Below are 12291 nucleotides of genomic sequence, written 5' to 3'. Positions count from 1 at the left end.
TCAAACAATCATAATTCCCTATGACCGGGCGTAAAATTTTTGTTGCACGCCGTTATCACTTATTTCACGATGGTAGAACGTTCTAATAAAACGTTCTACTTACAATAACAGCGCGTTTTTAGCGCAGGTAACGGCCTTAACCCGGGGAAGAAAATGAGTGTGATATCAGGGTTTGTGAAGTCGCTGTCTAAGCTTTCTATGATTGGGCGCGCATTGATGCTGCCTATCTCTCTGTTGCCCGCCGCCGGGCTGCTGCTGGCGTTCGGGGATAAGTTTCACTTACCGCTAATGATGAATGCGGGCGGGGTGATTTTCGATAACCTGCCGCTGCTGTTTGCTATTGGCTCCGCCGTGGGGCTGGCTTCTGAATCAGGGATTGCTGCACTCTCGGCTGCCGTCTCGGTGTTTATTACCAATATGACGATCGGCACCGTATTGTCGATTACCCCGGAAATGGCTGCACAGGGCGGAAAGTATGCAATGGTGGTCGGCATTCCTACGCTGCAAATGGGTGTATTCGGCGGCCTGCTGTGCGGCATTCTGGCAGCCTGGTGCTACAACCGTTTTCACACCATCCAGTTGCCGGAGTTTCTCGGCTTTTTCTCAGGCAAACGCTTTGTCGCTATTGCCACCGCGTTTCTCTCTTTCCTGCTGGGTCTGCTGTTGCCTTATATCTGGCAATATATTCAGTCCGGTATTGATGCGCTGTCGCTAGTGGTCAACGGCGATAACCAGGCAGCGTCGACGTTTATTTTCGGGCTGGTGGAACGTGCGCTGATCCCGCTTGGGCTGCATCATATCTGGTATCCCTCTTTCTGGTATTCGTTCGGGGATTACACGACCCAGGCGGGGCAAGTTATTCATGGCGACCAGACCATCTGGTTTAAAATGCTGGAAGAGGGCACGAAATCTTTTAGCAGCGATACTTACCAGAATGCCGGTAAATTCATGCAGGGCGAATTCCCGTTAATGTTGTTTGCACTGCCGGCGGCCTGCCTGGCGATGTACCATGAGGCGCAAACCAAAAACAAAAAAATCGCTGCGGGGATCCTGTTCTCCGCTGCACTGACCTGCTTCCTGACCGGGATTACCGAACCGGTTGAATTTACCTTTATTTTTGTCGCGCCGATCCTCTATGTGTTTAACGCAGTGATGGCCGGGTTCTCCTATATGTGTATGTATCTGATGCATGCGCATATCGCCAAATCTTTCTCTGCCGGGCTGATTGACTATATTTCGTTTGGCATCCTGCCCTCGTTTAACGGGTATCAGACTAACTTCCTTAATGCCATCATCATCGGGGTGCCGATGGGGCTGATTTACTACGTTACTTTCCGCTTTGTGATCCGCCGTTTTGATATCAAAACCCCGGGTCGGGCAGATGTCACTGCCGATGCCAGTGATAAAACAGACGACGAACTGGCTACGGAGATCATTGCTCTGCTGGGCGGCGCGCGCAATATTGATTCCGTGGGCGCCTGCATTACTCGTCTGCGTCTTGAAGTTGCCCAGGGCGGGCAGGTGGATAAAGATGGGCTGAACGCACTGGGGGCGCGTGGCGTGGTATTTGTCGGTGAGAGAGGCATTCAGGTGATCTTTGGCTCACGGGCGCAGTTTATCGCCCAGAAAATGTCTCTGATGCTGGGCAAATAAGCGAGGCGGGCAGTAAAAAAAGCCTCCTGACTTTTCTCAGGAGGCTTTACTCTGGCGGATAAGCCGCACCTTCAGGGAGAAAATGTGAAAAGGGTTAGCATCGTTGAGGTCGCTAAACAGGCTGGCGTGTCGGTTTCAACCGTCTCGCTGGTGCTGCGTCAGAAAGGAAAAATTTCCGCTGCCACCATAGCGCGGGTGCATGAAGCGATGAGTGCGCTGGGCTATGTGCATAATGTGGCCGCCGCCAATCTGCGCGCCAATACTTCCAACCTGATTGGCCTGATTGTGCCTGATTTCAGCGACAGCTTTGCTGTTAAAGTGATGGCGAGTATCGTGCAGGAGCTGGAACGCCAGCACTATATGGTATTTCTGCGACAGCCACAGGATGAAGGCGACGCGCTTGAGCGTTGTCTGCTCTCCTTCAAACAGCAGGGCGTCGCGGGGGTGATCTATCTGGCATCAGATGTCACTGCCGCCTTGCTGCCGGAAAAGATCCGTTGCTGTGCGCTGCCGCTGGTGGTGGTTTCGCAATCCCTGCAACAGGATGGCTGTAATTTAGTGATGCGAGATAACCGGCAGGCAGCCTCCCTGGCTACCCGCTATCTGATTGAACGCGGACACCGTAATATCGCCTATATCGGCGGCACGGAGAACGATCGGATTCGCCAGCAGCGTCTGTTGGGTTTTAGCAGCGCCCTGGCACAGTACGGGATGGCGCTTCGGGAGACATTAACGCCCGCCTGCGCTGAAAGTACCCAGGCGGCAAGCCAGGTAACGCGTCATCTGCTGGAGAATAACAACACGATTACAGCGCTGCTCTGTCATTCACCCAATGCGATGATTGGCAGTATCAGCGCCATTTATCAAGTTGGTCGTACGCCTGGCAAAGATGTGTTTCTCACGCAACAGGTGGCGCTGCTCGGCTTCGAAGATATGCTGCATGTTAACCTTACCTCGCCATCCTTCACCTATGTCTCCTCTGCCAGCGAAGAGACAGGCCGACAGGCCGCTGCCCTGATCTTGCGCAAGCTGAGCGAGCCGGATCTCCCTCCGCAACGCATCACGCTTTCCGGCCAACTGGTGGTGCGGGAATCAGCATAAAGCCAAAACAGACGGAAGGTTTCCAGGGCGTTGGCGTCAGGCGTGTTATCTCACCGGTCAGCATCTCGATCTGCACGCTTTATAAGCAGTTTGGTTCGCATAAATCAGAAGCGTGGCGTTCTGACAGCACCAGAGAGAAAATGGTGTTTTTTCAGGGTGATAGTCTTTTGAACTTCACTTCAAAAGGAAGAGATCATGACCACGCTTCGTCTGCCTTATTTCAAACTCTCTAACGACGCTTATATGGGCCTTGTTTCCACTAAAAAAGCGTTAGAAAAAAGCTCTCTGGGAAAGGTGCTTATTGAGTTTATCTATCTGCGCGTTTCTCAAATGAACGGCTGTGCCTTCTGTCTTGAAATGCATGCGAAATCACTGCGGGAATCGGGAGTAGAGAACGCTAAGATTGATGCGCTTGCCGGATGGCGCGTCAGCCACCACTTCGATGATAAAGAAAAAGCCGCGTTGCAATGGGCAGAAGCGCTGGTCAGGGTTGATGAGACATTTGCCTCTGATAACGACTTTGAACCGCTCAATAAGTTTTTTACCGACGTTGAAATTTCCGATCTCACTTTCGCCGTTTCGCTTATGTCAGCCTTTAACCGGCTTGCCATAGGAATGAGACAGTAAACAAGCCTCAACGGATCAGCTTCACTTATGTGCGGCTGATCGGCACGCTATTTTTAGCGCTACACAAGGGTAAACAGGCAATAAACCGCTTTTATTCACCTGCTAAAAGCCATCCCCTCCGATGTTTTATTTCCCGCAATAGTAAGGAAAATCTGAATATTCCTGTTTTTTCTCTGCGTAATCTTTTGAAATTACTGGATATTATCTTCAAGTTTTCACCATGTGATCTGAGTAGGTTTACTTGATTTTGCTTATATTTCAATCTGTATCTTTAGATTGCGTGATGTTTTGACATGGCGGATGGCTGAAGCCTTTCAGAGGTTGCTATGACGATAAAGAAACGCTTTTTCGATATCCTTGTTGCCTCATTTTGTTTGCTCCTGCTCATGCCGTTTATGTTAATCACGGCGTTAATTCTGTGGCTAACAGGCATGAAACCCTTGTTTAGCCATCCCAGAATGGGGCAGGGCGGCAAAATCTTTTACTGCCTGAAATTTACCTCCATGCTGCCGATGGAGAAAGTTTCTGCTGCTGAACAGGCGCGTATCCGGCATGAGCTGCAGCTCTACAGCGTGGTAAAAAACGATCCGCGCGTCACCCGTTTCGGCGCCTACATCCGTAAAACCAGCATCGATGAACTTCCGCAGTTTATTAATGTACTTCGGGGCGATATGTCGGTTATCGGACCGCGTCCCATCGCGGCCTACGAAAAAGATAAATATGGGCGCAGTTACCGCTATTACTGTTCCGTAAAACCCGGCATTACCGGCCTGTGGCAGGTATCAGGGCGAGACGATCTGCCTTATCACCGTCGCGTGGCGATTGATCGCTATTACAGCCGCCGCCGTCGCGCCCGGATGGATATCTATATTTTTCTGAAGACGTTCGGCGTGGTGGCCGGTATGAAAGGGGTGAACTGATCATGGAACAGCTTTTTTCTTACCGACGCTGGCTGATCATCAGCCCGCACGCTGATGATGCAGAGTTGGGCTGCGGCGGCAGCATCGCCAGAGCTATCGACGCCGGTATTGAGGTGCATATTGCGGTGGTGATACTGAAAGGAGAAACCCATCTGCGTGGGCAGCGTTATGTTCCTGCTTCCCAGCGCCATCAGGAGCTGGCCGCCGCTATGAACAGCGCCGGAGCGCACTATTCCGTGCTGAATTTTGTTAACGAGGGGGAGTGCTTCGATCTGGCCTCTTCAAGCCAGTCAGCCTGTGTTCAGCAGCTGGATACGCTTATTGAAGACATTCAGCCTGAGCTGCTGCTGCTGCCGGTTCCCTCGTTTCATCAGGAGCATCAGTGGGTTTATAACTGCTGCATTGCCGCTACACGTCCTACCAAAAACCAACGCTCGCTGCGCCTGATCGCCGCGTATGAGTATCCGGCTGCCGGGTGGGGCAACTCCTCATCCTGGGACAGTTCGCGTGGCGCGCTCTATATCAATATCAGCGATTATTTAGCGGCGAAACTGGCGATGCTGGCAGAACATCAGTCGCAGATGTCTGCGACAAAAAATGCGCTCATCTCACTTGATGGCGTAAAGCGACTGGCATCATTTCGGGGCGTTGAAGCGGGATACGATTATGCAGAGATGCTTTATCTTATGCGCGGATGGATTGATTGATAAATCTTTCTGACCGCAGGCTGGAAAGCGCATCGCCGCTTAACGGCTGAGGAAAAGCGGCGCGCTGGTCACTGAACAATAGGGTTTACGCCTGCTCCAGCACGGAAAGTGCGCGAGCAACTTCGCTGCGATCGCGATCAGAAAGCGAAAGCAGCAGATGTGGCCGGCAGTCATGGTCGGCCAGGCGCAGGATGCTGACGGCGGGGGTTATCATAAAAGCCGGGTGATTCAGGCCGTTAATTGCGGCCTGAGCGCCAGACGGGCCTGCCGCCTATGGCTTAATGACCCGCCATCAGTTTTTCTACCTCTTCCGGTTTATCATGTATTCCGAAACGTTCAACGAGGGCACGGGTTGCCGCGTTCATTCCCTGAATCTGCACCTTCTTTCCTTCGCGATGGAACTTAATCACCACGCGGTCCAGCGCGCTTACTGAGGTAATGTCCCAAAAGTGGGCGTGCGTTACGTCAATCACCACACGTTCAATCGCCTCGTGGAAGTCGAAATGGTTGGTGAAGCGGTCAGATGAGGCAAAAAATACCTGCCCGCTGACGATATAGGTGCGGGTATCCTCCCTTAGCGATGAGTTAATCACCATAAAATGGGCCACTTTCGTGGCAAAGTTCAGCGCGGCAATCAGCACCCCGGCCAGAACGCCAAACGCCAGATTATGCGTAGCCACGACCACCGCTACGGTGGCCAGCATCACCACGTTGGTCGAGAGCGGATGTCGCCGCAGATCGGTAATTGAACGCCACGAAAACGTGCTGATGGAAACCATAATCATTACCGCGACCAGCGCCGCCATCGGTATCTGCGCCACCCAGTCACGTAAAAAGACAATCAGGCAGAGCAGCATCACGCCAGCGGTGAGTGTGGAAAGGCGTCCGCGCCCGCCGGATTTCACGTTGATAACGGATTGCCCAATCATTGCGCAACCCGCCATGCCGCCGATAAATGAGGTGCAGATATTGGCAATGCCCTGTGCCTTGCACTCGCGGTTCTTATCGCTTGGCGTGTCCGTCATGTCGTCCACGATAGTGGCCGTCATCATGGACTCCAGCAGTCCTACCACGGCGAGCCCCGCAGAGTAAGGCAGGATAATCAGCAGAGTATTGAGGTTAAAAGGTATATCCGGGATAAGGAATACCGGCAGGCTGTCGGGCAGTTTGCCCATGTCGCCTACGGTGCGGACATCCAGATGCAACCACAGGGAAATAGCGGTCAGCACCACGATACAAACCAGCGGCGAAGGGAGGGTTTTATTGAGACAGGGAAAGAGATAAATGATGCCAAGACCGGCGGCGGTCAGGGCATAAACGTGCCAGGTAACGTTGGTCAGTTCTGGCAACTGTGCCAGGAATATCAGAATCGCCAGCGCGTTGACAAAACCGGTCACCACCGAGCGCGACACGTAGCGCATCAGGCTACCAAGCCGCAGATAGCCGGCGGCAAGTTGCAGGACGCCGGTTAGCACCGAGGCAGCAAGTAAATATTGCAGGCCATGATCTTTCACCAGCGTCACCATCAGCAGCGCCATGGCTCCGGTTGATGATGAAATCATTGCCGGGCGACCGCCGAAGAAGGCCATAACAAGAGGAATACAGAACGCGGAGTAAAGTCCGACCTGTGGGTCTACACCCGCGATGACAGAAAAAGCGATCGCTTCAGGAATAAGCGCGAGCGCGACAACAATACCAGCCAGTACGTCGCCACGGACGTTACCCAGCCAGTCCTTACGCGTCGAGGACAGCAACATAGTCTTTTCTCAATTTTTGAATGCAGTCAGCCCGAGAGGGCAAAATTTTATGTACAAAAAAGCACATCCGCAGACGGGATGTTTTTGTGTGCGACTGAAGCTACTCAGTGCGACAGAGAGGGAGATAACTCAGGGTGGCGTAATACGCATAATGTTTTTTAAAACTCCTTTACGGCGGCGTGTGCACCTTCAGGAACCAAAATGCCTGCGGAATCGGTATGCAGGGCAGGCGATGAAAGTTAGCTGGCTGTCAAAAATCAGAAACGTCAAACCAGAACCGCGTTTAACTTTACACAAAATTTCCACAGGATCAATCAAATGATAACCCAAAATCGCTACGGGTATTCTTTTTCTCAGCGTGCTGACCCGTACAGCTATATTTATTAGCCATAATTTCAAACACAGCCAAGATAGGCTCTAAGCATTGATGGCATGAAGTACCACCAAACCGGGAAAACGAATAGCAGGTGGCCTACCTCAGACAACTCTGCCGATAAAGACATAGCAGACTGGCAATATGACCAGTCAACTTTTTCTGTCAGGAGGGGAGCAAGTGATATTTTATTTTCCCATAATGGAATACTCCTTAATTTATATGTCCAGGTTACATAATATTAAAGGGAAATACGCTTTTATAAAATATCACAATGATGTCGCTCTCCGTTCTCGCCAGGATGATAACCGGAGGGCGAGCATAATATAGTTAACAACGACTTCCCTGATTCCTAAGACATCTCCTCTTCAGATGCACGATATATATGGCGCGTCCATCCACCTAAAATTAAGCAGGTGGCAAGCAGAATGAAAATAGCTATGCTAAAAACCACAAAAAATGCCTTAAGAAAAGCCTCTTCTGCCAAATTACGTAATTTCTCACCCTGTGAGGAAGCCATCTCCTGAGCAAGCAGTAGGGCACCATCAATGCTGTCTTTTGCGCTAGCGGGTATAGAAGGGACCCCAGACATAAAATGCATATATACCGCAGACATAAAGCCCCCTAACAAAGCAATACCAATAGCACCACCTAATTCATAAGATACGCCCTCTACCGAAGCGGCGGTGCCAGCGCTGCTTTCCGGTGAGTTCAACATGATAGCCGTCGAGGCTGCAGTCATTGCACCTCCTAACCCTGCGCCCACGATGGAAAGCGATATGATTGACAACCACAGGCCAGCATCATAATAAAACAGATAAACTGCCGCGCCTGCTGCTGAAATGAGTAGTGTGCAAAGGATTGCTCTTATTGAGCCTGTATAAGGAATAATATAGCCAATTACGGGGCCTATGAAAAAGGATGCCAGAGGTAGCGGTAAAATATACAGCCCGGCCCGTAAAGGTGACATGTCCAGAATAAGCTGAAGACGCTGCGTTATTGCCAGCTCAATGCCTGTAAGAGATGCTGAAGCAATTAAAGCTGTAATAACCCCCGCACTGAATAGACGACTTTTAAATATTGCTATGTTTAACATAGGTGCAGGGGAGATTTTTTGGCTGTGAATAAACTTAGCGGTCATTACTGCCCCGACGGCACCTGCCACAAGAAAGTGGCTCAGTTGCGGGTCGGGTTTGCTGAATTCTTTCATCGCATACACCAATCCGGTCATCCCCAGCAGAATCTGGCCAGCCGCGATAAAATCAAAAACACGGGTTGGATTGGCCGTAACAGGCGGAATGAGCTTAACGGAGAAAAGCAGTGTAATAAGGACAACAGGAACATTTATGAGAAAGACGGATCCCCACCAAAAATATTCAAGCAGTATACCGCCCACAACCGGACCCAGAGCTGCACCGCCTGATGCTACAGCGGCCCATACGCCGATGGCAAAAGAGCGTTCGGCAGGATCGTTAAATGTCTTACGTACGATAGATAAGGTGGCAGGCATCATGGCCGATGCGCCAATGCCAAGTAATACTCTGGCTATAATCAATAGCTCCGGAGAGGGAGCAAAGGCCGCTATAACTGAAGCCAGGCCAAAAATGATCAATCCGGCATTAAAAAACAGATGTGCACCGTATCGGTCGCACAACGCGCCCATACTGATAAGTAGTCCAGCCATGGTCAACGGATAAGAATTTACTATCCAAAGCTTCTGGTTAGCCGAGGCCATTAGATCGTGGGTTAAACGTGGCAGTGCCGTATAAAGTACTGTCATGTCGATAACAACAAGCAACATCGCGCCAGAAATCACAGCCAGCACTAACCAACGAAACGATGAGATCATCTTGGTTCTCCCAAAACGCTTGTGTAAATGTTTGTTGTGCGTCATAGCCTTAATGAAGAAAGGATAATGACCGTAAAATTTTCCTCCCTTTAATCATTTGCTGGTAACCCGGGAGCAAATCAGGCATTTATCTCTGTTATAGACGGCGCACCGGAAAGGTGCGCCTCAAAACATTAAGCTGGCCTTTTTTTGGTAAATCTGGCGACAACGCTCATTACAGCAAAGTAAAAGAGCGGTACGAAGAAGATCGCGAGTAGAGTACCGCTGATCATGCCACCAAATACGCCGGTACCGATCGCATGCTGCGTTTCTGCGCTGGCTCCACTTGCAAGCATCAATGGCACAACGCCCAGCGTGAATGCCAATGATGTCATAAGTATCGGACGTAAACGCATTCTGGCAGCTTCCAGTGCCGCTTCGGTCAAACTTTTGCCCTCTTCATGAAGCTGTTTAGCAAATTCCACAATCAGAATGGCGTTTTTAGCTGAAAGTCCAATAATGGTAATCATACCCACTTTGAAAAAGACATCATTGGGCATGTCTCTTATCAGTACAGCCAGTACGGCACCCAGCAGACCAAGCGGTACAACCAGCATGACAGATAGTGGGACAGACCAGCTTTCATACAGTGCAGCTAGCACCAGAAATACCACCAGCATCGAAATAGCCATCAGCGCCGTGGCTTCTGACGCAGATTGTTGCTCCTGAAGCGACAATCCTGTCCATTCAATTGCGAAGCCCTCTGGCAATTGAGAGGCAAGCTGTTCCATTTCCTTAATCGCATCACCGCTTGAATATCCTTGTGCAGCATTGCCGGTGATTTTGACAGCCTGGTAGCCTTTGTAGCGCACCAGCTGCAGTGGTGAGGTTTCCCACTTGGCTTGAACAAACTCAGAAAGCGGAACCATCCCTCCACTACCATTACGGACATAGAGTTTTAAAATATCATTGAGTTGCATACGGTAAGGTGCATCAGCCTGCACAATGACCTGCTGCATCCTGTCAGCATTAGGGAAATCATTCACATAAAGTGAGCCAATCGCCCCTGATAAGGTCTGGCTGATTTCATCAAATGATACGCCTAGCGCAAAGGCCTTTTGTCGGTCAATTTGCAGATTGATTACCTGACCATCTGGCAGACCATCTACATAGACGCCCTCTACGATCTTACTTTTAGACGCCAACTCCAGCAGTTGATTTTGTGCTTCAGTTAGGGCGGCATAACCTTTCCCGGCTCTGTCTTCAAGACGGAGTGCAAAACCCGAAGAGTTGCCTAATTCATCAATAGCGGGTGGCATCAGGCTAAAGACATCGCCTTCAGGTACACCGCGCATCATATCCTGCACCCGAGCAGCCTCTGAGCCTGCTGTTGCACCGTTTCGTTGCCCCCAGTCTTTCAGGGTGGTGAACGCCATGGCGGAGTTCGGGCCCGAGCCTGCAAAGCTAAAACCCAGGATCGACAAATTCGCTTCTATTCCCGGACGTCCCAGTACACCATTTTCAAATGATTTCACTACTTCCAGAGTACGTTCGGTTGTAGCATCAGAAGGTAACTGAATAGAGGTCAGAAAATATCCCTGATCTTCCTCCGGCAGAAAAGCGGAAGGAACATTTTTCATCGTAAAGAACAGTACCAGGCATAACACCGCATAAACAGCCAGTGCACGACCGGTTCTTTTTAGCAGCCAGCCAACGCGAGACTCGTAACGATCGGTGAGCGCTGCGAATTTACGATTGAACCAGCCGAAAAAGCCTTTCTTCTCATGTGCTCCCTGCGCAACGGGCTTCAGCAGAGTGGCACATAATGCCGGGGTCAGGCTGAGCGCGAGGAAAGCAGAAAAAAGAATGGATACAGCCATGGACAGCGTGAACTGGCGATAAATTGCGCCGACAGAGCCGCTTGCCAAAGCCATCGGAATAAATACTGCGCTGAGCACCAGGGTAATACCGATCACGGCCCCGGTTATCTCTTTCATTGCTTTCTGAGTAGCTTCTTTAGGTGGCAGCCCCTCTTCGGCCATGATGCGCTCGACATTCTCAACCACAACGATAGCGTCATCGACGATGATACCAATAGCCAGCACCATGCCAAACATAGTCAGAACGTTGATGGAAAACCCTGCCATTAACATGACAGTAAAGGTTCCGAGCAATGCAATAGGGGCCACAATAGCAGGTATAAAAGTGTACCGGACATTCTGTAAAAACAGATACATCACAAGGAACACCAGTACCATCGCCTCTATAAAAGTATGCACAACTTTTTCAATGGAAATTTTAACAAAGGGCGCAGTATTAAACGGAATGGTGTAATGCATACCCGTCGGCATCGCTTTGCTCAGCTCTTCCAACCGTGCCGTGATTTGCCCGGCGGTCTGAACCGCATTAGCGCCAGGCGCTAGCTGCACGGCCGCGCCAGTAGAGACCCGACCATTCTCCCGGGTTGAATAGGCGTAGGTTTGTGGCCCCAGTTCAATCCTCGCTACGTCTGCGAGCCTCACCCTTGAGCCGTCACGGTTAGAACGCAGTGTAATATTGCCGAATTCCTCTGGCGAACCAAGCTGCCCTGTTACCGTCAAAGGGTAAGATACACGTTGACCAGGTAATGCCGGAGCATCCCCTGTACGACCAGGAGAGATCTGGGCGTTCTCAGCGCTAATAGCCTGACTGATATCGCTAATGGTGAGGTTATACTGCGTCAGCTTAAACGGATCGACCCAGATGCGCATTGCTTTCTCGGCACCGAAAAGTTGCACCCTGCCCACGCCGCTTACCCTCCGCAGCTCTTCAGTGATATTACGTGCAAAGTAGTCGCTCAGATCGCTTTCTGAAAATGAACCTTCATCAGAAGAGAGACCAACCACCATCAAAAAGCTGGATGAAGAAGCTTCAACGTTCAGCCCGTTCTGGCGTACCACCTGTGGCAGACGTGGTTCAACCACTTTGATGCGGTTCTGTACATCAACCTGCGCCAGTTCCGGGTCGGTACCTGGAGTAAACGTTACCGTAATGGTAGCCATACCCGAAGTATCACTTGAGGACTCAAAATAGAGCAGATTTTTGACTGAAGAAAGCTCACGTTCAATCAGTGCGACAACGTTATTATTCATTGTCTCCGGTGTTGAACCCGGGTAGGTTGCATAAATGTTAACAGAAGGCGGTGCAACCGAAGGGTAGCGCGCAACGGGAAGTTTTGGAATCGCAATGAGCCCAAAAAGTATTATAAAAACCGCGATCACCCAGGCGAATACGGGGCGGTTAATAAAAAACTGTGGCATGAGGTATCCTGTTTAAAATAAATTCC

Annotated in this window: 10 protein-coding genes; 5 read left to right on the top strand and 5 right to left on the bottom strand. The window is 50.5% G+C overall.

Annotated features, from left to right (window positions below; all coding sequences use genetic code 11):
• The first annotated feature begins 153 nt into the window (after positions 1-153).
• The 5 genes from ACQE3Z_RS07025 to ACQE3Z_RS07005 all read left to right on the top strand — a co-directional run bounded on the left by ACQE3Z_RS07025 (position 154) and on the right by ACQE3Z_RS07005 (position 5008).
• The gene (locus ACQE3Z_RS07025) at positions 154-1653 is read left to right on the top strand and encodes a PTS transporter subunit EIIC (RefSeq protein ID WP_426972917.1); all 1500 of its coding nucleotides are present in this window, start codon (positions 154-156) and stop codon (positions 1651-1653) included.
• An 84-nt stretch (positions 1654-1737) separates the two neighbouring features.
• Positions 1738-2754 (top strand): substrate-binding domain-containing protein, encoded by a 1017-nt coding sequence (locus ACQE3Z_RS07020; RefSeq protein WP_426972915.1) that lies wholly within the window; start codon positions 1738-1740, stop codon positions 2752-2754.
• A gap of 195 nt (positions 2755-2949) precedes the next feature.
• Entirely contained in the window at positions 2950-3381 is a 432-nt protein-coding gene (locus tag ACQE3Z_RS07015) for a carboxymuconolactone decarboxylase family protein (protein ID WP_426972914.1), read from the top strand.
• Positions 3382-3707: 326 nt separating this feature from the next.
• On the top strand, positions 3708-4301 hold the full coding sequence (locus tag ACQE3Z_RS07010; protein WP_426972913.1) for a sugar transferase: 594 nt from the start codon (positions 3708-3710) through the stop codon (positions 4299-4301).
• A gap of 2 nt (positions 4302-4303) precedes the next feature.
• Positions 4304-5008: a PIG-L deacetylase family protein gene (locus ACQE3Z_RS07005; RefSeq protein ID WP_426972912.1), complete on the top strand. Its 705-nt coding sequence runs from the start codon at positions 4304-4306 to the stop codon at positions 5006-5008.
• A gap of 85 nt (positions 5009-5093) precedes the next feature.
• Here ACQE3Z_RS07005 and ACQE3Z_RS07000 read toward each other — a convergent pair whose 3' ends face one another.
• The 5 genes from ACQE3Z_RS07000 to ACQE3Z_RS06980 all read right to left on the bottom strand — a co-directional run bounded on the left by ACQE3Z_RS07000 (position 5094) and on the right by ACQE3Z_RS06980 (position 12265).
• Positions 5094-5222, bottom strand: coding sequence for a hypothetical protein (locus ACQE3Z_RS07000; RefSeq protein WP_426972911.1), 129 nt, complete (start codon positions 5220-5222; stop codon positions 5094-5096).
• A gap of 64 nt (positions 5223-5286) precedes the next feature.
• On the bottom strand, positions 5287-6765 hold the full coding sequence (locus ACQE3Z_RS06995; protein WP_426972909.1) for a SulP family inorganic anion transporter: 1479 nt from the start codon (positions 6763-6765) through the stop codon (positions 5287-5289).
• A 395-nt stretch (positions 6766-7160) separates the two neighbouring features.
• Positions 7161-7268, bottom strand: a complete 108-nt coding sequence (locus ACQE3Z_RS06990; protein WP_426972907.1) for an NAD(P)H-dependent oxidoreductase — start codon at positions 7266-7268, stop codon at positions 7161-7163.
• Between the two features lie 222 nt (positions 7269-7490).
• Positions 7491-8987, bottom strand: a complete 1497-nt coding sequence (locus ACQE3Z_RS06985; RefSeq protein WP_426972905.1) for an MFS transporter — start codon at positions 8985-8987, stop codon at positions 7491-7493.
• 173 nt (positions 8988-9160) lie between these two features.
• Positions 9161-12265 carry a multidrug efflux RND transporter permease subunit gene (locus ACQE3Z_RS06980; protein ID WP_426972904.1) on the bottom strand — a complete coding sequence of 1035 codons (3105 nt, stop codon included), beginning with the start codon at positions 12263-12265 and terminating at the stop codon, positions 9161-9163.
• Positions 12266-12291 lie beyond the last annotated feature (26 nt).

Origin of the sequence: Pantoea sp. FN0307, from assembly GCF_050113815.1 — a bacterium.
Classification (GTDB): Bacteria; Pseudomonadota; Gammaproteobacteria; order Enterobacterales; family Enterobacteriaceae; genus Mixta; species Mixta alhagi.
The sequence above is the reverse complement of the archived record's forward strand: the minus strand, read 5'-3'. Positions and strand labels throughout refer to the sequence as shown.